Origin of the sequence: Sphingomonas flavalba, assembly GCF_004796535.1 — a bacterium.
Lineage (GTDB): Bacteria > Pseudomonadota > Alphaproteobacteria > Sphingomonadales > Sphingomonadaceae > Sphingomonas_L > Sphingomonas_L flavalba.
The window spans coordinates 229398-254977 of record NZ_SPHY01000003.1; the positions used below are offsets into that span (position 1 = coordinate 229398).

Here is a 25580-nt window from a genome sequence, read left to right on the forward strand (position 1 = left end):
CTTTGCTGCAATGCGAAAGCGCTCCAGTCAACGCCTTCCCCGCTGCATCACGCCAAAAGTTCGACGTCCCAGTACAACCAGTCGTGCCAGCTCTCGTGCAGGTGGTTGGGCGGAAAGGCCCGGCCGTTTTCCTGCAATTGCCAGCTTGTCGGCCGGATCGGCGACATGCGCAGCTTCATCGCCGCCTCGCGCGGGGTGCGGCCGCCCTTGCGCAGGTTGCACGGCGCGCAGGCGGTGGCAACATTCTCCCACGTCGTCCGCCCGCCCTGCGCGCGAGGCACGACATGGTCGAAGGTCAGATCGCGGTGTGCGCCGCAATATTGGCAGGCGAACTTATCGCGCAGGAACAGGTTGAAGCGAGTGAAGGCCGGGTATTCCGACGGCCTGACGAACTGCTTGAGCGCGATCACCGACGGGATTCGCATTGCCGAGGACGGGCTGCGCACCGTGCGCTCGTAGCTGGAAACGATGTCAACGCGGTCCAGGAACACCGCCTTGATAGCGGTCTGCCACGGCCACAGGCTGAGCGGATAATAGCTGAGCGGCGTATAATCCGCGTTCAAAACCAGAGTTGGACAACTGTCCGGATGACGCAACAGGTCTGGATGGTACATAAGGTGCCCGTCCCCCCTTGCCTCGCTCCATCGTCGAGGAACGTGACCCGTTTATGACAGCATCGCGCGCGACTCCGTCAAGTGCCGAGCCGAATTTCACGACGAGAATCTCCCGATTCGCGCCGAGTCCCACCGGGCGCCTGCATCTGGGCCACGCCTTCTCCGCGCTCGCGGCGCACGATCTGGCACGGGCCGGCGGCGGGCAGTTCCTGCTGCGGATCGAGGACATCGATCCGACGCGGGCACGGCAGGCCCATGTCGACGGCATCGTCGCCGATCTCGGCTGGCTCGGCCTCAGCTGGGACGGGCCGGTGGTACGCCAATCGCAGCGGCTGGCGGTCTACGCGACGGCGCTCGACCGGCTGAAGGCGCTGGGCCTCGCCTATCCCTGCTTCTGCACCCGCGCCGAGATCGCGGCGAGCGCGGCGGCGCCCCAAGGGCCAGCCGGGCCGGTGTACCCCGGCACCTGCCGCCACCTGCCGGCGGCGGAACGGACGCAGCGGATGGCGGGGACGCCGCACGCCTGGCGGCTGGACATGGCGGCGGCGGTGGCGCGCACGGGGCCGCTCAGCTGGCACGATCATGGCGCCGGATGGGTCGCCGCCGACCCGGCGGCCCATGGCGACGTGGTGATCGCGCGCAAGGACGCGCCGGTCAGCTACCATCTGGCGGTCAGCGTCGACGACGCGGCGCAGGGGGTAAACAGCATCGTGCGCGGCACCGACCTGTTCGCTACGACCGACATCCATCGCTTGCTGCAGGCGCTTCTCGGCCTGCCGACGCCAGCCTATTTCCACCATCCGCTGCTGGTAGACGCGGCGGGGCGGCGGCTGGCCAAGCGCGACGGCGCCCGCGCGCTGGCCGATCTGCGCGCCGCCGGCGCCGACCCGGCGGCGCTGGTTGCGGAATTGCGCGCGATGCGGGAAGCGCTTGGATTCGTCTTGCCGAGCGCCTAGATCAAACCGATGAGCACTTTCCTGGTGATCCTGATCGTCCTCGCCGCGCTCGCGACGCTCGGCGCGCTGGTGCGCGGCATCATCATCTTCCTGCGGACGACCGAGGCAGAGCTGAAAAGCAACGGCAGCGGCCCCAGTACCTCGTCGCAGCGCCAGAACAAGATGATGATGGCCCGGATCTTCTTCCAGGCGCTCGCCATTCTGCTGGTAGCACTGTTCCTGCTGCTCAGCCGCTGAGGGGCGGCGATGGTCCGCCTGAACAAGATCTATACCCGCACCGGCGACAACGGCACCACCGGTCTCGTCGACGGGTCGCGCGTCGCCAAGGATGATCCGCGCCTGGCGGCGATGGGCGATGTCGACGAGACCAATAGCGCGATCGGCGTGGCGCTGGCCGCGCTGGACGATGGCGAGATCGCGACCATCCTCCGCCGTATCCAGAACGACCTGTTCGACCTCGGTGCCGACCTTGCCACGCCGGGCGATGACTTCACGTCGTCCGACATGGCGCTGCGCATCGTTCCGGCGCAAGTCGCTCGGCTGGAAGCGGAGATCGACCGGCTGAACGAAGGGCTGGAGCCGTTGCGCAGCTTCATCCTGCCCGGTGGCAATCCGGCAGCGGCGGCGCTGCACCTGGCCCGCGCCGCCGCGCGCCGGGCGGAACGTACCGCGGTCAACGCGGCGCGGACCATCGCGCTGAATCCGGCCGCGCTCGCCTATCTCAACCGCCTGTCCGACCATTTGTTCGTCACCGCGCGGTTGCTGAACAAAGCATCCGACGGCGATATATTGTGGGTGCCCGGCGCATCGCGCTGAAACGAATCGCCCCGTCCACGCGTATGATCAAGCGTGGCGACGGGAACGACACGAAAAGGGAGGCCGGCAACGGCGTCTAACGGACCAGTTCTGTCGGCGGCGGCGCTGGCCGACCAGTTCCGTACTACCCGCGCGCTGACCGCCGCGCTTGCCGCGCCGCTCAGCGATGCCGACGCCACCGTCCAGTCGATGCCGGACGCGTCGCCAGCGAAATGGCATCTAGCCCATACCAGCTGGTTCTTCGAAACCTTCGTGCTGCGCGACCATCGCCGCGGCTACCGCCCGTTCGACCCGGCATATGCCTATCTGTTCAACAGCTATTACGAGGCGGAGGGTCAGCGCCAGCCGCGCCATGCGCGCGGGCTGCTGACCCGGCCTACTTTGGCCGACATCCTGGCCTATCGCGCCCATGTCGACGGGGCGTTGACCGCGGCGCTGACCGGCCTGCCGGACGCGGCCCTGGCGCTGGTTGCGCTCGGCATCCAGCATGAACAGCAGCATCAGGAGCTGCTGCTGACCGACATATTGCACCTGTTCGCGCAAAATCCGCTGCGGCCGGCGTTGTGGCCGTCCGCCCCGCCCCGCCCCGCTCCGGCACCGCCGCCGCTACGCTGGATCTCCGGGCGCTCCGGGGTGGTCGAGATCGGCCACACCGGGCAGGGTTTCGCCTTCGACTGCGAAACACCGCGCCATCAGGCGCTGCTTATCCCCCATGCCTTGGCCGACCGGCTGCTGACCAATGGCGAATGGCAGGATTTCATTGCCGACGGCGGCTATGGCGATGCCCGCCTGTGGCTGTCGGACGGCTGGGCGTGGGTGCAGGCGAACGCAGTCGCCGCGCCCCTCTACTGGCAGCGCGACGGAGATGGCGGCTGGCTGCGCTTCGGGCTCGACGGCATCGGTCCGGTCGATCCGGCGGTGCCTGTTGCCCATGTCAGTTTCTACGAAGCCGACGCCTTCGCCCGCTGGGCCGGCGCCCGCCTGCCGACCGAGACGGAATGGGAAAGCGCCGCCGAGCGGCTGGACCCTGTATCCGGCAACCAGCTCGACCGCGCCGGCCCCGTCGCCCCCCGCGCTTGCGGCACCGGCGACGGGCTGCACCAGATGTTCGGCGACGTCTGGGAATGGACCGGCAGCGCCTACCGCCCCTATCCCGGTTTCCGCCCGGCGGCCGGGGCTGTTGGCGAATATAACGGCAAGTTCATGTCGGGCCAGGCGGTTCTGCGCGGCGGCAGTTGCGCCACACCGCGCGGCCACGTGCGCGCCAGCTATCGCAACTTCTTCTATCCGCATCAACGCTGGCAGTTCACCGGCGTCCGGCTGGCGAAGGACCTGTGAGCACCGCCGCCCTCGCCAGCCGGGCCGATCCGGCGTTTCGCGCCGACGTGCTCGCCGGGCTGGCGATGCGCCAGCGCGCAATCCCGGCGCGCTGGTTCTATGATCTGGAAGGGTCGCGCCTGTTCGAACAGATCACCACCCTGCCCGGCTATTACCCGACGCGGGTCGAAACGGCGTTGCTGAAGGCCCATGCCGAAGACATCGGCCGGATCATCGGGCCGGGCCGGGCTGTCGTCGAGTTCGGTTCCGGCTCGTCGCTCAAGACGCCGCATCTGCTCGCCGCGATCCGTCCGGCCGCCTACGTGCCGATTGACATTTCCGGCGAGTTCCTGCGCCAGTCGGCGGCGGCGCTGGCGTCGGATTTCCCGCATCTGCCGATCCTGCCGGTCGAGGCGGATTTCACCGACCCGGTCGCGGCGCCTGGCGCGATCGCCGGGCTGCCGCGGCTCGGCTTCTTTCCCGGCTCGACAATCGGCAATATGGTGCCGCGCACCGCCGTCAACCTGCTGCGCGCGATGGTCGAGACGCTGGGGGTTGGAGCGATGCTGCTGATCGGCGTCGACCGGATCAAGCCGGTGGCGACGCTGCTCGCCGCCTATGACGAGCCGGAGGGGGTGACGGCGGCGTTCAACCTGAACCTGCTCCACCGCATCAACCGGGAATTGTCCGGCACGATCCCGGTTGACGCGTTCCGCCATGTCGCACGCTGGAATGACGCGTTGGCGCGGATCGAGATGCATCTGGAGGCGATGCACGCGGTCGCCTTCACCGTCGACGGTATGCCGTTCCGAATGGCAGCGGGCGAGACCATCCATACCGAGAACAGCCACAAATACGGCCTGCGCGACGCCCGGCTGCTGCTCAGCGCCGGGGCGTGGACGCCGATCCGCGAATGGACCGACCCAGGCGACAATTTCACGCTGATGCTGGCGGAGGCGCTGCCGCCCGGCACCGCGCCCTAAAAGCGGCTCGGCGTGGCCCCGGCGCCGCTTTCACAAAAGAACAACGCACGCTAGGACGCCCGCGACCAGTTGGGGAGACGAACATGCAGGCGATCGGCGTCATCGGTGCGGGACAGATGGGCGCGGGCATCGCGCAGGTGTCGGCGCAGGCAGGATATCGCGTCTTTCTGGCCGACGTGGCGATCGAACGGGCAACGGCGGCGAAGGACGGCATCGCCCGGCAACTCGGCCGGCTGGTCGAGAAGGAGAAGCTGGCCGCCGAGGCGCGCGATGTCGCCCTCGGCCGGATCGAGCCGGTCGGCGCGTTCGAACCGATGGCTGCCGCCGGGCTGATCATCGAGGCGGCGACCGAGCGCGAGGACATCAAGCGCGCGATCTTCGCCAAGCTGGGCAACGTCCGCGGCCACCAGGCGGTGCTCGCCTCCAACACCTCGTCGATCCCGATCACCCGGCTGGCCCAGGCGTCGCCCGATCCGAAGCGGTTCATCGGCGTCCACTTCTTCAACCCTGTGCCGCTGATGGGGTTGATCGAAGTCATCAGCGGTCTCGCCACCGCGACGGAGACTGTGAAGCTAGTCGAGACTTATGCCAAGGCACTCGGCAAGCGTGTGGTCCACGCCAACGACGCCCCCGGCTTCATCGTCAACCGCATCCTGCTGCCGATGCTGAACGAAGCCTGCTTCGCGCTCGGCGAGGGTGTGGCGACTATCGCCGACATCGACGCGGCCTGCCAGCTTGGCCTCAACCACCCGATGGGGCCGCTTACCTTGGCCGACTTCATCGGCCTCGACACCTGCCTGGAAATCTGCCGGGTGCTGCACGACAGCACCGGCGACCCGAAATACCGGCCAGCGCCGTTGCTGGTTAAATATGTCGAAGCCGGCTGGTACGGGCGCAAGACCAAGCGCGGCTTCTACGACTATTCCGGCGACACGCCAGTGCCGACCCGCTGAGTCACCGCGCCTTTTCCCGCTGGCGGCGAATGACGGTGCTTGATACGCAGCCGCGATGATGACTGATCCAGGCGGCGGGCGCTCCCTGCCGCAATCACTTTTCGCCTTCTCCATCTTTTACGGCGGCATGGTCTGCATCGCCGGCGTGCTGGGGGTGAAGCAGGTCGCGCTCGGCCCATTGGCGGTGGAGGCGGGGATCTTCGCCTTCCTGCTCCTCGTCGTCGTATCGAGCGCGGTGGCGGAACTGCACGGCCGCGCCGCCGCCAACCGGCTGGTGCGGCTGGGCTTCGTGCCGCTCGTCGCCTCGGCGCTGCTGATCCGGCTGGTGCTGGCGCTGCCGGTCGATCAGGGCATGTACCCGCCGGCGATCGACGCCTTCCCGATCGTCCTCGGCCAGAGCGCGCGGATGATGATCGCCGGGCTGATCGCCTATGGCACATCGCAAACGCTCAATGTGCTGATCTTTTCAAAACTGGCCGGCGGAAGCGGCCGGTTGCTGTGGCTGCGCGCTATGGCGGCGAGCGCCGCGTCGCAGGTGGTCGACACGCTGCTGTTCATCTCGATCTCGTTCCTCGGCGAACGGGCGATCGGCCCGCTGATAGCCGGACAGATGCTGGCGAAGGTGGTGCTGTCGATCGTGCTGGTGCCGCCGCTGATCTATGGCTTCGTCGCCCTCGGCCGGCGGCTGGACCGGGCACAATGACGCGAAGGGCTTGGGGCGGCGCGCGCATTCCTCTATGGGCGCGCGGATGACCGACCATACCCCCGACGCCGCCCTGCTCGCCAAGGCCGAGACGCTGACCGAGGCGCTGCCCTACATGCAGCGCTACGCCGGCAAGACCTTCGTCGTGAAATACGGCGGCCACGCGATGGGCGATCCGGAACTGGCCCGCGATTTCGCCGAGGATGTCGTGCTGCTGAAAGCAGTCGGCATCAACCCGGTCGTCGTTCATGGCGGCGGGCCGCAGATCGGCGCCATGCTGAAGCGGCTGGGCGTCGAATCGCGCTTCGTCGACGGACTGCGCGTGACCGACGCCGAAACCGCCCAGATCGCCGAGATGGTGCTGTCCGGGTCGATCAACAAGGAAATCGTCGGCTGGATCGGCGCCGCCGGGGGCCGCGCCGTCGGCATTGCCGGCAAGGATGCCGGGCTGGTCGTCGCCGAAAAGGTGCAGGGCCGACAGGCCGACAAGCTGCAAGGTATCGAGCGCCATGTCGACCTCGGCTTCGTCGGCGAACCGGCGCAGGTCGACCGGCGCATCCTCGACACGCTGTCCGCCGCCGGCATCATCCCGGTGGTCGCGCCGATCGCGATCGGCGCCGACGGCCACACCTACAACATCAACGCCGACACGATGGCCGGGGCAATCGCGGCGGCGATGGGCGCGGCGCGCTTCTTCCTGTTGACCGACGTCGCCGGGGTGCTCGACAAGGGCGGCCGGCTGCTGACCGACCTCGCGCCCAGCGACGTCGCCCGGCTGCGCGCCGACGGCACGATTTCCGGCGGGATGATCCCGAAGCTGGAAACCTGCGTCGCGGCGGTCAACGCCGGCGTCGACGCTGCGGTCGTGCTCGACGGGCGGGTGCCGCACGCGATGCTGCTGGAAATCTTCACCCGCCAGGGCGCCGGCACGCTGATCCGGGCGTAGGTCCTTGCGACAATGCGGGGTCGTCGCCCGCCGCTCCACAGCCATCCCCGACATCCCCGTTCCACCGGCGGCGCCATTGCGCTATTCGGGGGGCGCACCGCGCAGCCCACGGAGTATCGATGCTTCTCTCCCTCTACCAAATTCTTCAGATCCTGCTGTCGGCCGCACAGTGGATCATCATCATCCAGGCTATCCTGTCCTGGCTGGTCGCGTTCAACGTCATCAACACCTATAATGAGGTGATCCGTTCAGTGCTGATCGCCCTCGACCGGCTGACCGAGCCGCTCTACCGGCCGATCCGCAAGATCATGCCCGATCTTGGCGCGCTCGACCTGTCGCCGCTGGTCGTTCTGCTCGTCATCTACATCCTGCGCAGCGTCATCCTGCCCAACATTTTCACGCCGCTGCTGATCGGATGAGCGCGACGGTCATCGACGGCAAGGCGTTCGCCGCCGGACTGCGCGAACGGGTGGCGGCGGGCGTTGCCGCCTTTTCGGCCGCCGCCGGGCGGGCGCCGGGGTTGGCGGTGGTGCTGGTCGGTGACGATCCCGCAAGCCAAGTCTATGTGCGGTCGAAACACAAGGCGACGGTTGCCGCCGGCATGGAAAGCTTCGAGCGGCGGCTGCCGGCCGATACCGGCCAGGCCGAACTGCTGGCGCTGGTCGCCGAGTTGAACGCCGATCCGGCGGTCGACGGCATCCTCGTCCAACTGCCGCTCCCCGCCCAGATCGACGCCGACGCGGTGATCGCCGCGATCGACCCGGACAAAGATGTCGACGGCTTCCACCCGGTCAATGCCGGGCGGCTGGCCAGCGGGCTGGACGGTTTCGTGCCGTGCACCCCGCTCGGCTGCCTGATGCTGCTGAAGGACCGGATTGGCAGCCTGTCCGGACTGGACGCGGTGGTGATCGGCCGGTCGAATATCGTCGGCAAGCCGATGGCCCAACTGCTGCTGCGCGAAAGCTGCACCGTCACTATAGCACACAGCCGCACCCGCGACCTGCCCGCCGTCGTGCACCGCGCCGATATCGTCGTTGCCGCGGTCGGCCGGCCCGAAATGGTCAAGGGCGACTGGCTGAAGCCGGGCGCGACGGTCATCGACGTTGGCATCAACCGGGTCGACGGCAAGCTGGTCGGCGACGTCGCCTTCGAATCCACCTTGCCGGTCGCCGGCGCGATCACACCGGTGCCGGGCGGTGTCGGGCCGATGACGATCGCGGTGCTGCTGCGCAACACCCTGCTCGCCGCACACCGCCGCGCCGGCATTCCGTGCCCGGACCGGCTCTGGTGATCGAACTGTTCGTCTCGGCGCTGGTCACTTTTTTTGTGGTGATCGATCCGCCGGGCTGCGCACCGATCTATGCCGGGCTGACCGCCGATGCGCCGCGTACCCATGCCCGCGCCATGGCGATCCGCGCCGTCGCCGTCGCTGCCGCGATTCTGTTGGTGTTCGCGCTGTTCGGTCAGGACATCCTCCGCGCGCTCGGCATCAGCCTCGACAGCTTCCGCATCGCCGGCGGCATCATGCTGTTCCTGATCGCACTGGAGATGGTGTTCGAAAAACGCACCCAGCGCCGCGAGGACCGCGCCCAGAAGATCATCGATACGCCGGAGGTGGAGGACGTCTCGATCTTCCCGATGGCGATGCCGATGATCGCCGGCCCCGGCTCGATCGCCAGCGTCATGCTGCTAATGTCGAAGGGGCACGGGATAGAGCGCACCCTGGTCATTCTCGCCGCGCTGGCAGTGATCCTGGCGCTGACGCTGGCGGCGCTGCTTGCCGCCGGGCCGCTGATGCGCCTGCTGGGCGCGCGGATAGAGGCGGTCATCACCCGTCTGCTCGGCGTACTGCTGGCTGCGCTGGCGGCGCAATTCGTGATCGACGGCCTGACCGGAAGCTTCGCCTGAAGCGCAGGCGCGGCATCGGCGCGCACCCTTAGCGAATGCGCCACAGCCGATAGGGGGAGTGCCCCGGCAGTGGCACAGGCTCCAGCCAGGGGAAGCGCTTGCCGCTGGCGAGTTGGGCGTAGAAGCCGTGCGGGCTGCGCGCGCGGTAGATCGTCGATTCCGCCATGTTGGGGCAGGTGAGCAACAACGTCGCGCCGTGGCGACGCGCTATCGCCCGCGCCTGCTCCGGCGGGCCGTCAAAGGCATGGTGGATGTCGAGGATGGCGGCGCCGTTACGGTGGTAGGGGCCAGCGATCGCGCTGTGGTGGGTAACCGCGATCAGCCGTGGTCCGAGGTCGACGAAGGTCATGACCGTCGTCGCCGGCAGCCGCGCGATCGGCGCCAGCGCCGGCAGGGTCGGGCAACGGCGGGTCGCCTGGGTGATGGCCTTGCTGCGCGCGGTGGGCGGGTCCGCGGGGATCAGCTTCGCCGCATAATAGGCGCCGAGGCCGGACAGCAGGCCAAGCGCCGCCGCGCCGCCCGCCACCCGTGCCGCGACCGGTGCACCGAGCGCCGCGATCCAGCGCAGCAGGCCCCAGCCGAGGGCGGTGACGCCGACCGTGCCGATCAACTGCGCGGCGGTGGCGATCCGCGTCTGCCAGAACAGCATCGCGCAGGACAGGGCGGCGAGCGCGAACACCGCCAGCCAGCCAGGCAGGCGCTGCGGATCGCGGCGAGCACGCCACAATGCTAACAGCGTGCCGACCAGGCCGATCGTCGGCATGAACGCCATCTGCAGGATGACACCCGGCTTCTGCATCGTGATCGGCCGCGCTTCCTTGACGTTGGACAGCCATAACCGGTCGAGCTCGGGCGAGACATGCTCGGGCCGGCCGAGACAATCCGGCCAGACCAGCGCAAATGCCGCCGCCAGCAGCCCCCCGGCGCCAACAGCGGCGGCCAACCGCCCGCCGCGCCCGGCGCCGCGCAGATGGCTGAGCGCGAACAGCAGCGCGCCGGCGACCAGGATCGCTGATAGCCACACCGGCGTCAGCGCATCGCAGCGTGGCGCACGGTTCGCTTCCGACGTGAACAAGACGTAGCCGATCGCGGTCGCCCCGGTCAGCGCCAGCGCATAGGCGCTGAGGCGCGGCGCCTCCGCCTCGTCCCATACCCAGCGCAGGACGATCGCGCCGCCGAGCAGCGCCAGGAACGGCATCAGCTCCAGCCCGATGACCAGCGACAGCACCGTCGCCAGCGCGACGGTGATGCCGCCGCGTGCGCCCCGCTCGTCGGCCAGCCCGGCGATGCCGACCGCCAGCATCGCCAGTTGCCAGCCGTGATGGTCGATGCGCAACGGCATGAACATCGCGACGACGTTGACGCAGCCCAGCACCAGCGCCGCGCCCAGCGCATAGGCGCCCGGCGCGACCAGCCGCCGCGCCGTCAGCGCCATCGCGACCATCGCGACCAGCATCGGCAGCATCGGCGCCAGTGCCGCCGCCGTCTTTTCCGCGACAATTCCGCCGAAGACCGGGCGGACCAGCAAGACGATTCCGGCGATCGGCAGGTCGACCAGCCGCGACCAGTGGATGTCGAACCCGCGCGGCGGGTCCAGCCGGTACTGGCGCAGGTCGTACCAGCCCTGGCCATGCAACCAGTCGCGCACTTGGGTCATGCGGATATTGTCGTCGGTGTCGGGCAGCGCGAACCAGTGGATCACGCCCCAGCGCTGCCACAGGAACCAGACGCAAGCCGCCAGCCACAGCGCCACGACTACCCGCAGCCAGTCGCGGGTCAGCCGCTCACCCCAAATCGTCATGCGTGCCCGATCGACGCCGGCCAATGCCTGTTTCCTTGTGTTTGGCCGCGCACTAGAGCATCGCGCGCCGGCAATGAAGCGCGAAACGATCCATACTCCGTCCCCGGCGGCAGCCGAACGACAGGCGATGCTCGGCCAACTCGTCCGCTACGCCATCACCGGCGGCGCGGTCACCGCGCTCGGCACCGCCGCCTATGGCGCCTTTGTCGCCTTCACCGTGATGGACCCGATGCTGGCGGTGTTCCTCGCCTATGTCCTCTGCGTCGCGGTCGGCTATGTCGTGCACAGCCGATGGAGCTTTCGCGGCCACGGCCGGCGCGACAACCCGGCGCGGACGACCGGCCGCTTCTTCGCGGTATCGCTGGTCAGCTATCTGCTCAACAGCGCGTTCACCTGGGTGCTGACAAAGGGGCTGGGCGGGCCGGACTGGTGGCCGGTGATCCCGATGCTGTTCGTGACCCCGCTCGCCACCTTCGCGCTCAACCGCCGCTGGGTTTTCAACTGATGGAACGCATCGTCTACGATCGGATGGCAGCGCTCGACACGCGCCACTGGTGGTATCGCGCCCGCCGCGAGGTGCTGGCGGCGCTGATCGCCCGGCAGATCGTCCTCCCCGCCGACGCGCGCGTGCTGGAGATCGGCTGCGGCACCGGCCACAATCTGGCGATGCTCGGCCGTTTCGGCGCGGTCGACGCGATCGAGATCGACCCGGTGGCGCGCGGCGTCGCCAGTGAACGGCTCGGCCGTCCGGTCGGCAGCAGCCCACTGCCCGATCTGGCCGGCGTACCCGGCGGCTATGCGTTGATCGCAGCGCTCGATGTCGTCGAACATGTCGCCGACGACCGCGCCGCGCTCCGCGCGATGGCTGACCGGCTGGCGCCGGGCGGGCGAATGCTGATCACCGTCCCCGCCCACCCGTGGATGTGGAGCGCGCACGACGTCGTCAACCATCATCACCGCCGCTACACCCGCGCCACACTGACCGGGGCGATCGCCGACGCCGGCCTGCGACTGGACATGCTTGGCTGGTTCAACAGCCTGCTGTTCCCGCTGGCGGCTGGCGCGCGGATCGCCGGGCGGCTGCGCGGCAAGCAGGACAGCGACGACACGCTGCCGCCGGCCCCGATCAACCGCCTGTTCGAGCGCGTCTTCGCGCTGGAACGTTACGCGATCGGGCGCTTCCCGCTGCCCCCGGGCGTGTCGCTCGCCGCGATCATCTCCGCCGGCACGTGACCCAGCCGCGCCTGGCCGCCGAGCGGCCCGGCGACGTCGGAGACGATATAGAGCGGCCGGCGCTTCGCCTCGATATAGAGACGGCCGAGATATTCGCCGATCATGCCCAGCACGAACATCTGCACCGCGCCGAGCACGACGACGATCAGCATCAGCGAAGTCCAGCCCTGCACCGCGCTGCCGCTGAAGAAGCCGATGGCGATATAGATCAGCAGCAGGAAGGACGCGGCGAGCAGCCATAGCGCGACATGGCTCGCCAGCCGCAGCGGCGCGGTTGAAAAGCCGGTGACCGCGTCGAGGGCGAAGCGGATCATTTTCGACAGCGGGTAATGCGATTCGCCGGCGAGCCGCTCCGCCCGGTCATAGGGAAAGGGCACCTGACGAAAGCCGATCCAGGCTACCATGCCGCGAATGAAGCGCGCCTGTTCCGGCAAGCTGAGCAACGCGTCGAGCGCCCGCCGGCTCATCAGCCGGAAATCGCCGGTGTCGACCGGTATGTCGGTGTCGGTCAGCCGGCTGAGCGCGCGATAGAACAGCGCCGCCGTCGCCTTCTTGAACAGCGTCTCGCCGGCACGCTTGCGGCGCACGGCATAGACGACGTCGGCGGCCTCGCCGTCCATCACCGCCATCATCTCGCCCAGCAGTTCGGGCGGGTCCTGCAGGTCGGCGTCGATGATCAGGATGCGCTCGCCCCGACACAGGTCCAGCCCGGCGGTCAGTGCCAACTGGTGGCCGTGGTTGCGCGACAGGTCGATCGCGGCAAGGTGGGGGTCGGCGGCGCACAGCCGCTGCATCACCGCCCAGCTACCGTCGCGCGATCCGTCGTTGATCAGCACGATCTCGTGCGACGGCCCGACGGCGGCGGTCGCCGCGGCAGACAGGCGGCGGTGCAGCGCGGCCAGGCAGGGCGCCTCATTGTAACAGGGAACGACGATGGAAAGCGCTGGGCGCGGGGCGGTCATGAACGCTGGTCCTGGAGGGGGAGGCTATGCGCCGCGCGATAGAGCCGATCGCGTCCGTTGGTCCAGATCAGCAGCAGTCCGCGCACCCATTCGGGCCGGATATGCGGCGGGCCGATCAGCCAGACATAGTCGAAGGCTGTGCGCGGAAAGCGGGTCAGCGCATGGTCGATCGTGTGCCACTCTTCCCCCGGGCAATCCCGCGCGGTGACCAGTTCGGACGGGTCACGGTCGAACCCGGGCGCGCCGATATCGCGCACGCCCAGCAATTGGGCACCGGCCATCGCCCACTGGTCGTTGGAAAAGGCCTCGCGCCGGACGATCGCCATCGCGCCCAGATGCTCGGTGCGGGGGCTGAACCACGGCAGGCCGCAACCATGGCCGACGAAAGTCACCAGCCGGGCACCGTGCGGCACATGGTCGAGCGCGTCGAGGGCACGATCGTAACGGTCGCTGGCCAGCGCCAGGCTGGTCGTCGTCGCGGCGGTCCGGACCAGGAAGAAAGCAAGCCCGGCGGCGGCCAGCCCGCCGAGGAAGCGACGGCCGGCGGCATCACCCGGCCGGATCGCGACCAGCATGACCGCGATCATGAACGGGGTCAGCCGCATATCGGCGTAAGCGCTGCCGAACACCACGCGTGGCAGCAGCAGGAACACCGCGAGCAGGACCAGCGCGCTCGCCGCCAGATTGCGCGAGAAGCCAAGCCGCCGGCTGAACGGCGCGGCGGCGATGACCAGCAGCATCACGCCGAGCGTCGCGATGTCGAACCAGCGCCAGCGGTCACGCAGCGTCATCTCGATCCACAGCGCCTTGGCATCCCAGTTGAACCAGTCGCCGGTCTGGCCGCCGACATGCTGGCCGCCACGCCACAACGCCATCAACAGCACCGGCGGCGCCAGCGGCAGGCACTGGATGCCGGCCGGCACCAGCGACCGGTGCCAGGCGCGCCCCGAGTCGTGAATGCGCACCACCTCGGCCGAAAACGCCATGACACCCAACGTTCCCCAGCCATAGGTATGGGTAACCCACAGCAACATCGACAGCGGCACGAACAGTACCGCGCGCAGCCGGAACCGGCCGAGCCGCGCCAGCCGCAGCCAAAGCGCGAAGGCATTCAGCGCCAGCGCCATCGACAGCGCAAAATTGACGAAGCCGAAATGGAACGGATGACCATAGGCCAGCGGCAGCGCGAACAGCACCGTCGGCGGCACCCGGCCATGGACCTCGCGCGCGATCCAGATCATGCCGAGCACGGTCAGCGCCGGAATGACGATGACGATCAGCTTCACCGCCAACTCCAGCCCGAAGACCGGGGCGATCAGTTCGACCAGCAGGTCGACGCCGAGATTGCCGATCAACTGCCAGTCGAAACTGTAGAAGGCCGACAGGCTGGGCGATGCATCGCCCATCAATTGTACCTGGTAGCGCCCCATATGGCCCGGCAAGTCGACCAGCGGCGGGATCGGCGGATAGAGCAGCGGGACGATACTCAGCCCCACCAGCAGCGCCAGGAACGCCCGGCCCTGCCACCATGGGGCTTCCTGTCCGGACGGAGGCACGCGCTGGTTCACGCTTAACGCCTATTCCCTGTGCCGCCCCGCTTCAAGCCGGCGCGCAAGCCATTGTGCGGCGCGCCCGCCCCGCCTGCCCTCAGGTACCTTCGGTCGGGGGGCAGCGAACAAGCCGCCCCTTCGCGGCCGAAGATGCCGGCTTGCGCCGGCATGACGACAGCGTGGCGATCCGTCCTAGCGGTCGCGGCGGCCGAGCAGGCGCAGGCGCAGCGCGTTCAGCTTAATGAAGCCTTCGGCGTCGCGCTGGTCATAGGCGCCGGCGTCGTCCTCGAAGGTGACGACCTTCTCCGAATAGAGCGAATAGGGCGACTTGCGGCCAATGACGTGGACGCCGCCCTTGTACAGCTTCAGCCGGACGGTGCCGGTCACCTTCTGCTGGCTGTGGTCGACCAGCGCCTGCAGCATCTCGCGCTCCGGGCTGAACCACAGGCCGTTGTAGATCAGCTCGGCATAACGCGGCGCCAGTTCGTCCTTCAGATGGGCGGCGCCGCGGTCCAGCGTGATCTGCTCGATCCCGCGATGGGCGAGGTGGAGGATGGTGCCGCCCGGCGTCTCGTACATGCCGCGCGACTTCATGCCGACGAAGCGGTTCTCGACCAGGTCGAGCCGACCGATGCCGTGGGTCCGGCCCAGGTCGTTCAGCTTCGCCAGCAGGCTGGCCGGGGATAGCCCCTCGCCGTTGATCGCGACGGCATCGCCGCGCTCGAAATCGACGGTGATGATCTCCGGCGCGTCCGGCGCATCTTCCGGGTTGACGGTGCGCGAATAGACATAATCCGGCACCTCCTCCCACGGGTCTTCCAGCACCTTGCCCTCCGACGAGGTGTGGAGAAGATTGGCGTCGGTCGAAAACGGACTTTCGCCACGCTTGTCCTTCGGGACCGGAATCTGGTGTGCCTCGGCAAAGCCGATCAGCGCGGTGCGGCTGGTCAGGTCCCATTCCCGCCACGGCGCGATCACCTTGATGTCGGGGGCAAGCGCGTAATAGCCGAGTTCGAAGCGGACCTGATCGTTACCCTTGCCGGTCGCGCCATGGCTGACCGCGTCGGCACCGACCTGACGGGCGATCTCGACCTGGCGCTTGGCGATCAGCGGCCGCGCGATCGAGGTGCCGAGCAGATACAGCCCTTCGTACAACGCATTGGCCCGCATCATCGGGTAGACATAGTCCCGCACGAATTCCTCGCGCAGGTCGTCGATGAAGATATGCTCCTGCTTCACCCCCATCAGCTCGGCCTTGCGCCGTGCCGGCTCCAGTTCCTCGCCCTGGCCAAGGTCGGCGGTGAAGGTGACGACCTCGCAACGATAGGTGGTCTGCAGCCACTTCAGGATCACGCTGGTGTCGAGGCCACCGGAGAAGGCGAGCACCACCCGGTCGATCTTGTCGGTCATTGTCGGCTTGGTCCTGTCGGATAGGAAAGGAATCGCCGCCCTATTAGGCAGCGGCGGGACAAGTCACAACATCGGAACTGTTCGGCAGGCCCGGCCGCGCTAGCGCGGCAAGCGCGCTTCCGCCTGTGCCATATAATCGCGGGTGATCGGCAGGGCAGTACGGCGGCGGGCATACTGGATCTGATAGTTGCACATCTCCGCCGCTTCGAACGCGACCAGCGATCCGGCAAGATAGAACTGCCACATGCGGAAGAACCGCTCGTCGTAGAGCGCGACAATCGCGGCGCGGTTGGCGGTCGCCCGGTCGTACCAGTGCTGGATCGTGTAGGCGTAGTGGAGCCGCAAATTCTCGACATCGGTAGCGATCAGATGCGCCTTCTCGCTGGCCGAGACGATCTCGCTCAGCGACGGGCAGTAGCCGCCGGGAAAAATATATTTGCGCGTCCACGGGTCGGTCTGCCCCGGCAGGCCCAGCCGGCCGATCGTGTGGAGCAGCATCGCGCCGTCGTCGGCGAGGATCTCGCGGCACTTGCGGAAGAAGGTCAGGTAATTCGGCGGCCCGACATGCTCGAACATGCCGACCGAGACAATGCGGTCGAACCGCTCCTCGACCCGGCGATAATCGCGCAACTCGAAACGGACGCGGTCGGCCAGTCCAGCTTCTTCGGCGCGCCGGCGAGCGACCTTCAGTTGCTCTTCCGACAGGGTGATGCCGAGCACACTGACCCCCTCCACCGCCCGCGCCAGATAGAGCGCCATCCCGCCCCAGCCGCAGCCGATGTCGAGCACGCGGTTGCCCGGCTTTAGGTTCAGCTTGGCGGCGATATGCGCTTTCTTGTCGGCCTGCGCCTGTTCCAGGCTGTTGCCGGGGTCGGTGAAATAGGCACAGCTATATTGCCGGTCGGCGTCGAGGAACAACGCGTAGAGGTCGTCCGACAGATCGTAGTGATGGGCAACATTCTGCTTCGAGCGCCGTTCCCAGTTCATCCGGCCGAGCGCCGCCCGGCTGCGGTCGACCAGGCGCAGCAGCGGGTTGCTGATGTCGACTTCGACCGCGCCACCGCCTTCCCACGGCGCATTGTGGAGAATCAGGCGGAGCAGCGCGAGGATGTCGCCCTGTTCCAGCACCATCCGCCCGTCCATGAAGGCTTCACCGGCCGCAAGTTGCGGGTTGCGGGCGATCGCCCCGGTGACGCCTCGATCGGTGAAACGAATCGCGACGGTCGGGAAGCCGGCTTCCGGGGCGCCGAAGCGTTCGACCGACCCGTCGGCATTGGTGACCGTCAGTTCGCCCCGATGGACAAGGCGGCGGAGAAAATGGGAAAGCAGCGACATCGCCTAGCCGTATCAAATTCCGGCGCGATAATCCTAGCCCCGTTTTCCGGCGGGACCGCACCGGCCCACGCCAAACTTCCTTCCGCGCCTCTCAAATCCCTTGCGCGAACGCGCGGAAGAAAAAGACCAGCGTCGTCGTCGCGGTGATGAAGATGGTGAAACCGCGCACCACCGCGGCCGGCAATCGCTGGCCGACCAGAGCGCCGCCATAGCCGCCGGCGAGCGCGCCGAGCAGCAACGCCAGCGCCGGGGCCCAAGCAACCATGCCGGTGACGATGAACAGCAGGATCGCGGCGCTGTTGGCGGCGCTGGTCATCAGCGTGCGGGGCGGATTCAGGCTCTTGGGGTCGGCACCGTCGAGCAGCCCCCAGGCGGCAAGCATCATCAACCCGACCGCGCCGCCGAAATAGCCGCCATACAGGCCAAGGACGAATTGCACGCCAAGCACCACCGGCGCGCCCAGCGTGAAGCGGCGGCGCAACGCTTCGCCGATCTGTTTGGCGAAGACGATGGCCAGCGTCGCGGTCAACAGCAGCCAGGGCAGGATGACGTCGAACGCCCGCGACGGCGTCAGGATCAGCAGCAACCCGCCGATCAGGCCGCCGGTCACCGTCACCGCCGCCATCGTCCGCACCGGCACGCTGGCGATCGGGCGCAACCCCCTGCGATAGGCCCAGACGCTGGCGAGACCGCCGGGGAACAGCGCCACCGTGCTCGACGCGTTGGCGATCGTCGACGGCACGCCGAAGGCGATCAGCGCCGGCAACGAAACGAAGGACCCGCCGCCGGCCATCGCGTTCATCGCCCCGGCGAGCACGCCGGCGCACGCGACCAGCAGCAGTTCGGTCACAGCGCCGCCTGCTTTTCCTCCGCCAGCCGATCCAGCTCCGCACGGCTGCGCTTTTCGCTCGACGACTTGAGCTGGCCGCACGCGGCCATGATATCCCGCCCACGCGGGGTGCGGACGGGCGCGGATATCCCCGCTTCGAACACGATATCGGAGAAACGCCTGATCCGGTCAGGATCGGAGCATTCGTAGGGAGCGCCCGGCCAGGGGTTGAACGGGATCAGGTTGACCTTGGCCGGCAGCCGATACTTGCGGATCAGCCGGACCAGTTCGCGCGCGTCGGCGTCGCTGTCGTTCTTGTCCTTCAGCATCACATATTCGAAGGTGATGCGTCGGGCGTTGTTGGCGCCGGGATAGGCGGCGCAGGCGGCAAGCAGTTCCTCGATGCCGTATTTGCGGTTGATCGGCACGATCTCGTCACGCACGTCCTTGGTTACCGCGTGCAGCGATACCGCCAGGTTGACGCCGATCTCCTCACCGGCACGCGCCATCATCGGCACCACGCCCGACGTGCTGAGCGTAATCCGGCGGCGCGACAGGGCCAGACCGTCGCCGTCCATGACGATCTTCAGCGCGTCGCGGACATTGTCGAAATTATAGAGCGGCTCGCCCATTCCCATCATCACGATGTTGGTCAGCATCCGCCCGTCGGGCGACGACGGCCATTCGCCGAGCGAATCGCGGGCCAGCATCACCTGCCCGACGATCTCGCCGGGGGTCAGGTTGCGGACCAGCCGCATCGTGCCGGTGTGGCAGAAGCGACAGTTCAGGGTGCAGCCGACCTGGCTGGAAACGCAGAGCGTCCCGCGGTCGGCGTCGGGGATGAACACCGCTTCATATTCCTGCGCGTCGTCGGAACGCAGCAGCCATTTGCGGGTACCGTCGGTCGAGACCTGCGCCTCCACCACCTGCGGCCGGCCGACGACGAAGCGCTGCTCCAGCCAGCCGCGCATGTCCTTGGCGATGTCGGTCATCACCGCGAAATCGGTGGCGCCGCGATTGTAGATCCAGTGCCACAACTGCTTGGCGCGGAGTTTGGCTTGCTTCGTCTCCATCTGCGATTCGAGCAGCGCCTCGCGGATCTGCAGCTTCGACAGACCGACGAGATCGATGCGGCCGTCGGCGCGCGGCGTCGCAACGCGTGGAGCGACGACCGGGTCGACGAGGCCGGGAATGGACATGGGCACGTTCATGACCGGCGGCCCTTAGGCCAAAAGGCGGACATTTTCTACCGTCGCCGCCGCCCGCAGCCGAGCGCGGCGGCATCGATCGCCGTCGCGGCCCCGCGCAGGCGGTAACTGTCGGTAAAGCTGCCGCCGTTCTTGCCCCGGCTCGTCACCCGCAGCGTGCCGCCATTGCGCATTGCCGCGACGATCGCCGCGTCGGTCCGCGCATCGGGCGCCCAGGCGTCGACCCGGCCCGCGACCAGCGCGAAACGGCGGTCGCCGATGCTGAGCGCCACCGGCGCATCCTGCCCCCGTTCGTGACTGAGGCGGATGTGGAGTTGGTTGCGCGCGCCGATAGTCGGCCAAAAGGCGATGCTGGCGAACGGCTTCCATGCGGCGGACGACCGGCGCAGCGGCTGGGCGATGGCGAAGCAGCGCGGTGGCCGGTCGTCGCGGAACGCGCCCCACCCCTCGAACACGCCCAGCGAATCACGTGCCGACGCCGCGGTCGCAACCAGTGCCAACAGCAGCGCGGCGTAGGGCTTCAGGCCTGGCATGCCCGCCCCAATACCGCCGCATCGATGAACCGGCGTTCAGAAAGGCTGGCTTTGGCCGCGTGCATGGCCCGTTTCATCTCCGGAATGTGCCCCCGATGCAACAGGCGGGGCTGTTGTCTGAGGTTCATGCAACGCCCGCCCGCTTCATGCGATTGGAGCGGCTCGCCGATGTTCTGGCGAACACCAAGGAGTTGTTTAATGCGTACTCTCATTCTTGCCGCCCTGTTCGCGACCGCCGCCGCCAGCCCGGCTCTGGCCCAGCCGGCCGGCAATGCGCCGTTCACCGGTCTGCGCATCGAGGGCCTGGTCGGTTATGACCACGTCAAGAATCACGGCTATGGCGACAACGACGTCGCTTACGGCCTGGGTGCCGGCTACGACATGCAGATGGGCCGCGCCGTCGTCGGCGGTGAGGTCGAATATATGGATTCGGGCGCCAAGGGCTGCGAGACCGACTTCGCTGTGACCGGCGACAAGATCTGCGGCAGCGCGCGGCGCGACCTGTATGCCGGCGCCCGTGTCGGCGCGGAGGTGTCGCCGGGCATGCTGCTCTATGCCAAGGCCGGCTATACCAACGCTCGCGTCGCCACCCGTTACGACGGCGTGACCGGCGGTCCGGCCAGCTTCCGCGACAAGACGGACCTGGACGGCGTGCGCGTCGGCGCGGGTGCGGAATACGCGCTCAGCCCGAACAGCTTCGTCAAGGCCGAGTACCGTTATTCCAACTATGAGAAGGGCGTTTCGCGCCAGCAGGTGCTGGGCGGCTTCGGCTTCCGCTTCTAAACGGGACAGCGGCTCGAAAAACCGCAGTCGAAGGGGTCGGGGCGCTTGCTCCGGCCCCTTTTCTCGTTAATGAAGATGCCCCGGAAAGGGGCGTGCCGTGCCCCGGTCCGGCCAATCGACTATGGGGCCGGACGCCCCGGGGGAAGAGATGAAGGCGACGATCGAACGCGCAACGCTGCTCAAGAGCCTGGGCCACGTCCAGTCCGTGGTCGAGCGGCGTAACACCATTCCGATCCTGTCCAACGTGCTGATCGAGGCGACCGCGGACGGCGCGATCCGCCTGATGGCGACCGACCTCGACCTGCAGATCGTCGACAGCGTCGCCGCCGCCGTCGACCAGCCGGGCGCGACCACGGTTTCGGCCCACACCCTGTTCGATATCGTGCGCAAGCTGCCGGAAGGCAGCCAGGTCGCCCTCCACGCCGCCGACGGCAAGATGCAGGTCAACGCCGGCCGCGCCCGCTTCAACCTGGCGACGCTGCCGCGCGACGATTTCCCGGTGATCGCGGAAGGTGAACTGCCGACCCGGTTCGAGCTGCCGGCGGCGACGCTGCGCCAGATCATCGACAAGACCCGCTTCGCGATCTCGACCGAGGAGACGCGCTACTATCTGAACGGTATCTTCCTGCACGTGTCGGACGAAGCGCAGCCGGTATTGAAGGCGGCAGCGACCGACGGCCACCGGCTGGCGCGGGTAACGGTGCCCCGGCCCGACGGCGCGGAAGGGATGCCGGACGTGATCGTGCCGCGCAAATGCGTCGCGGAGTTGCGCAAGCTGCTCGACGAAGTCGACGGTTCCGTCGAACTGTCGCTGTCGCCGACCAAGATCCGCTTCGGCCTCGGCGCCGCGATCCTGACGTCGAAGCTGATCGACGGCACCTTCCCCGATTATTCGCGGGTGATCCCAACCGGCAACGACAAGATCCTGAAGATCGACCCCAAAAGCTTCATGGAGGGCGTCGATCGCGTCGCCACCATCGCCAGCGAGAAGACGCGCGCGGTCAAGATGGCGCTCGACCGCGACAAGATCACCCTGTCGGTGACCTCGCCGGAAAACGGCACCGCATCGGAGGAAGTCCCCGGCGACTACAGCGCCCAGACCTTCGAGATCGGGTTCAACGCCCGCTACCTGCTCGACATTCTGGGCCAGGTCGAGGGCGATCTGGTCGAGGTGCATCTGGCCGATGCCGCCGCGCCAACGCTAATTCGCGAGAACGACAAGGCGCCGGCGCTTTACGTGCTGATGCCGATGCGGGTCTGACCGGCGCTATTCCGCCGGCTTGCGCTGCGGCGCGGCCGGCGGTTTGCACCCTTTCTGCCGGCCGATCCCTTTCAGGAATCCCCGCCGGGTCAGCCCCGCGTCGACCGCCAGATTATAGGCGCGATCCGCCTTCTCGGCACCGGAAACATAACGGACCAGCCCCCGGAACGGGATCAGGCCGTTGACCACCGCCTTGCCGACCGCGCCAGCACCTTCTTCCCGCTTCTGGTCGCGCGTCGCGGGCGGCAGCGGCGGCGCGTCGAAATCTTCGCCCAGCGCGGCATCCAGCTCGGCGATGGCGGCGACCAGCGCCTTGCAGCTGCGGGTGTCGTCGCCGGCATAGGGGTCGATGACCGCCTGCTCCAGCACCGGTGCGATCTCCCGTTTCTTCAGATTGGTGTCGGACAGCGGCTGGGTGGCGATCTCGCCCGCCTGCCGGTCGAACGACTTCGGCTTCTGCGGCGGCTGGGCCATGGCGGGCATGGCAAGGGCCAGCAGCGTCAGCCCGGCAGCAAGCGATCGATGAGGCATCAGCGGATATCCTTACGCGCAACGAACCGGCAGCTTGTCCCGGGTCGCCCCTGCTGGCAAGCATTGACGATTTGAGCCGCGGCGCGGCTTCGCCTACCAAGCGGCGGTGCCGATCGACCGTCTCGCCCTCACCGATTTCCGCTCCTACGCCGACGCGCTGATCGCGCCGGGCCCCGGCATGGTCGTGCTGACCGGGGAGAATGGTGCCGGCAAGACCAACATATTGGAGGCGGTATCGCTGCTCGCCCCAGGGCGCGGGATGCGTGGCGCAACGCTTGGTGAGATGGCGCACAGCGAGGGCGCCGGTGGCTTCGCGGTCGCCGCGCGGGTCAGCGGGACGGAGATCGGCACCGGCACGCTCGCCGCCCAGCCGGAACGCCGGCTGGTGCGGATCAACGGCGCTCCAGCGGCGGCGGCGGCGCTTGGCGAATGGCTCTCGATCCTGTGGCTGACCCCGGCGATGGACCGGCTGTTCTCCGAAGCGGCGGGCGGGCGCCGGCGCTTTCTCGACCGGCTGGCGCTGGCGCTGGTGCCGGACCATGCCGGGCATGCCACCCGCTACGACGCGGCGATGCGGGCGCGCAACAAGCTGCTCGCCACCGATGCTGCACCGGACGCCGCCTGGCTGAGCGCGCTGGAGGCACGCATGGCTGAACATGGCTCCGCGCTCGGCGCCGCGCGTGCACTGGTAACGGCGGCACTCGGCGAGCGGCTGGCGGCGGCGCCGGAAGGGCCGTTCGCCCGCGCCGGACTGGCGCTCGCCGGCTGGGACGATACCGATCCCGGCGCGTTCGCCGCCGCCCTCGCCGCCGGGCGCGGGCGGGACGCCGCGGCCGGGCGGACGCTGGTCGGGCCACACCGCGCCGACCTGATCGTCACCCATCTCGGCAAGGGGCAGCCGGCGGCACGCTGTTCGACCGGCGAGCAGAAGGCGCTACTACTCGGCATCGTCCTCGCCCATGCCGATCTGGTGGCGGAACGCGCCGGGCGGCGGCCGGTGCTGCTGCTCGACGAGGTCGCGGCGCATCTCGACCCGGCGCGGCGGGCGGCGCTGTTCACCCGGCTGGCCGACGGCGGCGGCCAGGTGTGGATGACCGGCACGGAGGCATCGCTGTTCGCCGGCATCGGCGCCGCCACCCTGTTGAGCGTCGCCGACGGCCGGGTGAGCGGCCGCTGAGGCGGATCAGCGGCGGAGGCTGTCGCCGGCGGCCTTGAATTCCGAACCGGGGTACCATTGCGGCCAGCGGGTGGAGTTGGCGAGGTCGGTGCTCAGCTTGGTTATCAGGGCAATGTCATCGGCGGCACCCCGCAAGTTCCAACTGGCGTCGAGGCTGTCGCAGGTCTGGTGGTAGCAGGCCATGTAGGATTTGAGCCAGGCCTCCCCCGCCGCGCGGCCGCCATCGACCAGATCGGGCGGGCCGCCGAGCGCCATCATCAGCAAGGTCGGAACCCCCTTGCGGGCAAGCGGGAAGTGATCGGCGCGGTAGAACAGCCCGCGTTCCGGCAGCGCCTCCGCGCTGACCGTGCGGCCCTGGGCCGCGGCGGCGATGGCAAGGTCCTCCTCCAGCTGGTTCTGGCCCTTGCCGATCAGCATGACATCGCGCGCCGGCCCGGCGGTCTGGAACACGTCGAGGGTGAAGTTGGCGACCGTGCGGTCGAGCGGATAGACCGGGTCCGCCGCATAGGCCTGGGAGCCGAGCAGGCCGTTTTCCTCCGCCGTCCATAGCGCGAATACCAGGCTGCGCGCCGGGCGCGGCGCGGCGACGGCGGCGCGGGCGACCTCCAGCACGCCGGCGACGCCGAGCGCATCGTCATTGGCGCCGGCACGGATCGTCCGCCCCTGCGCGTCGGGCGCGCCGATGCCGAACGCGTCCCAATGGGCGGCGACCATCACCAGTTCGTCCGGGCGGGCGGCGCCGGGCAGCCGGGCGAGGACATTGCGGCTGGCCACCGTGGCATGGCTGACCGGCAGCGCGGCGGAAAAGGCGAGTCCGGCGAGCGGCACCGGCCGGAAATCCGCCTGCCGCGCCCGCACCCGCAGCGCCGCCAGATCAAGCCCGGCGCGGCGGAACAGCGCGGTCGCCGCCGCCCCTTCGAGCCAGCCCTGAAGCATCACCCGCGCCGCCGGGTCGCGCTGGACGAGATCATAGACCTCGCCGCCCGGCGCCTTCACCGTATCCCAGCCATAGCCGGCGCCGGGCGTGTCGTGGACGATCAGCGCGCCGACCGCGCCGCGCCGCGCCGCTTCCTCGAACTTGTAGGTCCAGCGGCCGTAATAGGTCATCCGCCGCCCGCCGAACTTGCCGGTGGCGGCATCGGCGGCGCCTGCCTCGAAATCCGGGTCGTTGACCAGGAAGACCGCGATCTTGCCGGTCAGGTCGGCCCCCTTGAAATCGTCCCACCCCTGTTCGGGGGCGGTGACGCCATAGCCGACGAACAGCAGCGGCGCGTCGGCGATGGCGACGCGGTCGACCGGCCGCGCGGTGGTGACGTAGATGTCGCGGCCGGGCAGCAGCGGCACCGCGCCGTCCGCCCCGGCGACGGTCACCGTGCCGCCGGCACCAATGCGGGTGCGGACCAGCGGCACCGCCTGCGTCCAGCTGCCGTCGCGCCCGCCCGGTTCCAGGCCAAGCGCCTGCAACTGCGCGATCAGCCAGGCGACGGTCTTGTCTTCTCCCGGCGTGCCCGGTGCGCGCCCGCCAAAGGCATCGGCGGTCAGCGTCCGGACGGTATCGGCAAGGCGGGCCGGATCGGCCCCGGCGGCCGGCGCGGCCAGCACCAGCGCCGCCGCGGCGCAGCCGAGCAACAGGGTTTTCATGCGGAACCTCCCGGATAGCAGCCAGTCTTCCTAAGGCGCGATGCCACCGAATCAAAGGCTTGTCGGTGCCGCGCGGCGCCATCCCGAAATGGGAAAGCGGGGCGCAGGCGCCAAACGACATCGCTTTCCC

Annotated in this window: 28 protein-coding genes; 16 read left to right on the forward strand and 12 right to left on the reverse strand. The window is 68.5% G+C overall.

What is annotated here, in order from left to right; all coding sequences use genetic code 11:
• Nucleotides 1-47: 47 nt before the first annotated feature.
• Complete coding sequence (locus E4A53_RS04845) at nt 48-614, reverse strand: HNH endonuclease (protein WP_136161961.1); 567 nt, start codon at nt 612-614, stop codon at nt 48-50.
• A 53-nt stretch (nt 615-667) separates the two neighbouring features.
• Here E4A53_RS04845 and gluQRS point away from each other — a divergent pair, with 53 nt between their 5' ends.
• From gluQRS to E4A53_RS04900, 11 genes are all read left to right on the forward strand, one after another.
• Nucleotides 668-1570, forward strand: a complete 903-nt coding sequence (gene gluQRS / locus E4A53_RS04850) for a tRNA glutamyl-Q(34) synthetase GluQRS (protein ID WP_136161962.1) — start codon at nt 668-670, stop codon at nt 1568-1570.
• A 9-nt stretch (nt 1571-1579) separates the two neighbouring features.
• Nucleotides 1580-1807 carry a twin transmembrane helix small protein gene (locus tag E4A53_RS04855; RefSeq protein WP_136161963.1) on the forward strand — a complete coding sequence of 76 codons (228 nt, stop codon included), beginning with the start codon at nt 1580-1582 and terminating at the stop codon, nt 1805-1807.
• Between the two features lie 9 nt (nt 1808-1816).
• A complete protein-coding gene (locus E4A53_RS04860; protein ID WP_136161964.1) occupies nt 1817-2386 on the forward strand; it encodes a cob(I)yrinic acid a,c-diamide adenosyltransferase in 570 nt (189 codons plus the stop codon).
• Between the two features lie 90 nt (nt 2387-2476).
• The gene (egtB, locus tag E4A53_RS04865; RefSeq protein ID WP_136162071.1) at nt 2477-3724 is read left to right on the forward strand and encodes an ergothioneine biosynthesis protein EgtB; all 1248 of its coding nucleotides are present in this window, start codon (nt 2477-2479) and stop codon (nt 3722-3724) included.
• A complete protein-coding gene (gene egtD / locus E4A53_RS04870; RefSeq protein ID WP_239018135.1) occupies nt 3721-4686 on the forward strand; it encodes an L-histidine N(alpha)-methyltransferase in 966 nt (321 codons plus the stop codon). Before egtB ends, egtD begins: the two co-directional genes overlap by 4 nt.
• Nucleotides 4687-4769: 83 nt before the next feature.
• Nucleotides 4770-5639, forward strand: a complete 870-nt coding sequence (locus tag E4A53_RS04875) for a 3-hydroxyacyl-CoA dehydrogenase NAD-binding domain-containing protein (protein WP_136161965.1) — start codon at nt 4770-4772, stop codon at nt 5637-5639.
• Between the two features lie 58 nt (nt 5640-5697).
• On the forward strand, nt 5698-6342 hold the full coding sequence (locus E4A53_RS04880) for a queuosine precursor transporter (RefSeq protein WP_136162073.1): 645 nt from the start codon (nt 5698-5700) through the stop codon (nt 6340-6342).
• Nucleotides 6343-6388: 46 nt separating this feature from the next.
• Nucleotides 6389-7288 (forward strand): acetylglutamate kinase, encoded by a 900-nt coding sequence (gene argB / locus E4A53_RS04885; protein WP_136161966.1) that lies wholly within the window; start codon nt 6389-6391, stop codon nt 7286-7288.
• 119 nt (nt 7289-7407) lie between these two features.
• Nucleotides 7408-7707, forward strand: a complete 300-nt coding sequence (locus E4A53_RS04890) for a YggT family protein (protein WP_136161967.1) — start codon at nt 7408-7410, stop codon at nt 7705-7707.
• Entirely contained in the window at nt 7704-8579 is an 876-nt protein-coding gene (folD, locus tag E4A53_RS04895; RefSeq protein ID WP_136161968.1) for a bifunctional methylenetetrahydrofolate dehydrogenase/methenyltetrahydrofolate cyclohydrolase FolD, read from the forward strand. Before E4A53_RS04890 ends, folD begins: the two co-directional genes overlap by 4 nt.
• Nucleotides 8576-9196, forward strand: coding sequence for a MarC family protein (locus E4A53_RS04900; RefSeq protein ID WP_136161969.1), 621 nt, complete (start codon nt 8576-8578; stop codon nt 9194-9196). Before folD ends, E4A53_RS04900 begins: the two co-directional genes overlap by 4 nt.
• Before the next feature lie 28 nt (nt 9197-9224).
• Here E4A53_RS04900 and E4A53_RS04905 read toward each other — a convergent pair whose 3' ends face one another.
• Nucleotides 9225-10997: an AcrB/AcrD/AcrF family protein gene (locus E4A53_RS04905; protein ID WP_136161970.1), complete on the reverse strand. Its 1773-nt coding sequence runs from the start codon at nt 10995-10997 to the stop codon at nt 9225-9227.
• A gap of 127 nt (nt 10998-11124) precedes the next feature.
• On the opposite strand from E4A53_RS04905, the gene E4A53_RS04910 reads away from it, so the two are divergent.
• Entirely contained in the window at nt 11125-11502 is a 378-nt protein-coding gene (locus E4A53_RS04910; RefSeq protein ID WP_239018137.1) for a GtrA family protein, read from the forward strand.
• Nucleotides 11502-12230, forward strand: a complete 729-nt coding sequence (locus tag E4A53_RS04915) for a class I SAM-dependent methyltransferase (protein ID WP_136161972.1) — start codon at nt 11502-11504, stop codon at nt 12228-12230. The genes E4A53_RS04910 and E4A53_RS04915 overlap by 1 nt, the downstream gene beginning before the upstream one ends.
• Here E4A53_RS04915 and E4A53_RS04920 read toward each other — a convergent pair.
• The 8 genes from E4A53_RS04920 to E4A53_RS04955 all read right to left on the reverse strand — a co-directional run bounded on the left by E4A53_RS04920 (nt 12161) and on the right by E4A53_RS04955 (nt 20269).
• Entirely contained in the window at nt 12161-13192 is a 1032-nt protein-coding gene (locus E4A53_RS04920) for a glycosyltransferase family 2 protein (protein WP_136161973.1), read from the reverse strand. The genes E4A53_RS04915 and E4A53_RS04920 overlap by 70 nt on opposite strands.
• The gene (locus tag E4A53_RS04925) at nt 13189-14760 is read right to left on the reverse strand and encodes a hypothetical protein (protein ID WP_136161974.1); all 1572 of its coding nucleotides are present in this window, start codon (nt 14758-14760) and stop codon (nt 13189-13191) included. Before E4A53_RS04925 ends, E4A53_RS04920 begins: the two co-directional genes overlap by 4 nt.
• 174 nt (nt 14761-14934) lie before the next feature.
• The gene (locus E4A53_RS04930; protein ID WP_136161975.1) at nt 14935-16152 is read right to left on the reverse strand and encodes an argininosuccinate synthase; all 1218 of its coding nucleotides are present in this window, start codon (nt 16150-16152) and stop codon (nt 14935-14937) included.
• 99 nt (nt 16153-16251) lie between these two features.
• Nucleotides 16252-17487: an SAM-dependent methyltransferase gene (locus E4A53_RS04935; protein ID WP_136161976.1), complete on the reverse strand. Its 1236-nt coding sequence runs from the start codon at nt 17485-17487 to the stop codon at nt 16252-16254.
• A gap of 91 nt (nt 17488-17578) precedes the next feature.
• Nucleotides 17579-18337 (reverse strand): sulfite exporter TauE/SafE family protein, encoded by a 759-nt coding sequence (locus E4A53_RS04940; protein ID WP_136161977.1) that lies wholly within the window; start codon nt 18335-18337, stop codon nt 17579-17581.
• A complete protein-coding gene (gene rlmN, locus E4A53_RS04945) occupies nt 18334-19515 on the reverse strand; it encodes a dual-specificity RNA methyltransferase RlmN (RefSeq protein WP_136162074.1) in 1182 nt (393 codons plus the stop codon). Before rlmN ends, E4A53_RS04940 begins: the two co-directional genes overlap by 4 nt.
• 47 nt (nt 19516-19562) lie before the next feature.
• Nucleotides 19563-20057, reverse strand: a complete 495-nt coding sequence (locus E4A53_RS04950; RefSeq protein ID WP_136161978.1) for a hypothetical protein — start codon at nt 20055-20057, stop codon at nt 19563-19565.
• On the reverse strand, nt 20045-20269 hold the full coding sequence (locus tag E4A53_RS04955) for a hypothetical protein (RefSeq protein ID WP_136161979.1): 225 nt from the start codon (nt 20267-20269) through the stop codon (nt 20045-20047). Before E4A53_RS04955 ends, E4A53_RS04950 begins: the two co-directional genes overlap by 13 nt.
• Between E4A53_RS04955 and E4A53_RS04960 the strand changes: the two genes are divergently transcribed.
• Together E4A53_RS04960 and dnaN are read left to right on the forward strand one after the other, a co-directional pair.
• A complete protein-coding gene (locus tag E4A53_RS04960) occupies nt 20256-20840 on the forward strand; it encodes an outer membrane protein (RefSeq protein ID WP_136161980.1) in 585 nt (194 codons plus the stop codon). The genes E4A53_RS04955 and E4A53_RS04960 overlap by 14 nt on opposite strands.
• A gap of 148 nt (nt 20841-20988) precedes the next feature.
• The gene (gene dnaN / locus E4A53_RS04965; protein WP_136162075.1) at nt 20989-22101 is read left to right on the forward strand and encodes a DNA polymerase III subunit beta; all 1113 of its coding nucleotides are present in this window, start codon (nt 20989-20991) and stop codon (nt 22099-22101) included.
• Between the two features lie 6 nt (nt 22102-22107).
• Here dnaN and E4A53_RS04970 read toward each other — a convergent pair whose 3' ends face one another.
• Nucleotides 22108-22632 (reverse strand): hypothetical protein, encoded by a 525-nt coding sequence (locus E4A53_RS04970; RefSeq protein WP_206366240.1) that lies wholly within the window; start codon nt 22630-22632, stop codon nt 22108-22110.
• A gap of 106 nt (nt 22633-22738) precedes the next feature.
• On the opposite strand from E4A53_RS04970, the gene recF reads away from it, so the two are divergent.
• Nucleotides 22739-23809 (forward strand): DNA replication/repair protein RecF, encoded by a 1071-nt coding sequence (recF, locus tag E4A53_RS04975; protein ID WP_136161981.1) that lies wholly within the window; start codon nt 22739-22741, stop codon nt 23807-23809.
• Nucleotides 23810-23815: 6 nt separating this feature from the next.
• On the opposite strand, the gene E4A53_RS04980 is transcribed toward recF, so the two are convergent.
• Nucleotides 23816-25450 carry a M28 family metallopeptidase gene (locus tag E4A53_RS04980; RefSeq protein WP_136161982.1) on the reverse strand — a complete coding sequence of 545 codons (1635 nt, stop codon included), beginning with the start codon at nt 25448-25450 and terminating at the stop codon, nt 23816-23818.
• Between the last annotated feature and the right edge of the window lie 130 nt (nt 25451-25580).

Excerpts from the sequence above, each read along its gene's own strand:
- E4A53_RS04845 (WP_136161961.1), bottom strand. The coding sequence starts at position 614 with ATGTACCATCCAGACCTGTTGCGTCATCCGGACAGTTGTCCAACTCTG.
- gluQRS (WP_136161962.1), top strand. The coding sequence starts at position 668 with ATGACAGCATCGCGCGCGACTCCGTCAAGTGCCGAGCCGAATTTCACG.
- E4A53_RS04855 (WP_136161963.1), top strand. The coding sequence starts at position 1,580 with ATGAGCACTTTCCTGGTGATCCTGATCGTCCTCGCCGCGCTCGCGACG.
- E4A53_RS04860 (WP_136161964.1), top strand. The coding sequence starts at position 1,817 with ATGGTCCGCCTGAACAAGATCTATACCCGCACCGGCGACAACGGCACC.
- E4A53_RS04875 (WP_136161965.1), top strand. The coding sequence starts at position 4,770 with ATGCAGGCGATCGGCGTCATCGGTGCGGGACAGATGGGCGCGGGCATC.
- E4A53_RS04880 (WP_136162073.1), top strand. The coding sequence starts at position 5,698 with ATGACTGATCCAGGCGGCGGGCGCTCCCTGCCGCAATCACTTTTCGCC.
- argB (WP_136161966.1), top strand. The coding sequence starts at position 6,389 with ATGACCGACCATACCCCCGACGCCGCCCTGCTCGCCAAGGCCGAGACG.
- E4A53_RS04890 (WP_136161967.1), top strand. The coding sequence starts at position 7,408 with ATGCTTCTCTCCCTCTACCAAATTCTTCAGATCCTGCTGTCGGCCGCA.
- folD (WP_136161968.1), top strand. The coding sequence starts at position 7,704 with ATGAGCGCGACGGTCATCGACGGCAAGGCGTTCGCCGCCGGACTGCGC.
- E4A53_RS04905 (WP_136161970.1), bottom strand. The coding sequence starts at position 10,997 with ATGACGATTTGGGGTGAGCGGCTGACCCGCGACTGGCTGCGGGTAGTC.
- E4A53_RS04910 (WP_239018137.1), top strand. The coding sequence starts at position 11,125 with ATGCTCGGCCAACTCGTCCGCTACGCCATCACCGGCGGCGCGGTCACC.
- E4A53_RS04915 (WP_136161972.1), top strand. The coding sequence starts at position 11,502 with ATGGAACGCATCGTCTACGATCGGATGGCAGCGCTCGACACGCGCCAC.
- E4A53_RS04920 (WP_136161973.1), bottom strand. The coding sequence starts at position 13,192 with ATGACCGCCCCGCGCCCAGCGCTTTCCATCGTCGTTCCCTGTTACAAT.
- E4A53_RS04930 (WP_136161975.1), bottom strand. The coding sequence starts at position 16,152 with ATGACCGACAAGATCGACCGGGTGGTGCTCGCCTTCTCCGGTGGCCTC.
- E4A53_RS04935 (WP_136161976.1), bottom strand. The coding sequence starts at position 17,487 with ATGTCGCTGCTTTCCCATTTTCTCCGCCGCCTTGTCCATCGGGGCGAA.
- rlmN (WP_136162074.1), bottom strand. The coding sequence starts at position 19,515 with ATGTCCATTCCCGGCCTCGTCGACCCGGTCGTCGCTCCACGCGTTGCG.
- E4A53_RS04950 (WP_136161978.1), bottom strand. The coding sequence starts at position 20,057 with ATGCCAGGCCTGAAGCCCTACGCCGCGCTGCTGTTGGCACTGGTTGCG.
- E4A53_RS04960 (WP_136161980.1), top strand. The coding sequence starts at position 20,256 with ATGCGTACTCTCATTCTTGCCGCCCTGTTCGCGACCGCCGCCGCCAGC.
- E4A53_RS04955 (WP_136161979.1), bottom strand. The coding sequence starts at position 20,269 with ATGAGAGTACGCATTAAACAACTCCTTGGTGTTCGCCAGAACATCGGC.
- dnaN (WP_136162075.1), top strand. The coding sequence starts at position 20,989 with ATGAAGGCGACGATCGAACGCGCAACGCTGCTCAAGAGCCTGGGCCAC.
- E4A53_RS04970 (WP_206366240.1), bottom strand. The coding sequence starts at position 22,632 with ATGCCTCATCGATCGCTTGCTGCCGGGCTGACGCTGCTGGCCCTTGCC.
- E4A53_RS04980 (WP_136161982.1), bottom strand. The coding sequence starts at position 25,450 with ATGAAAACCCTGTTGCTCGGCTGCGCCGCGGCGGCGCTGGTGCTGGCC.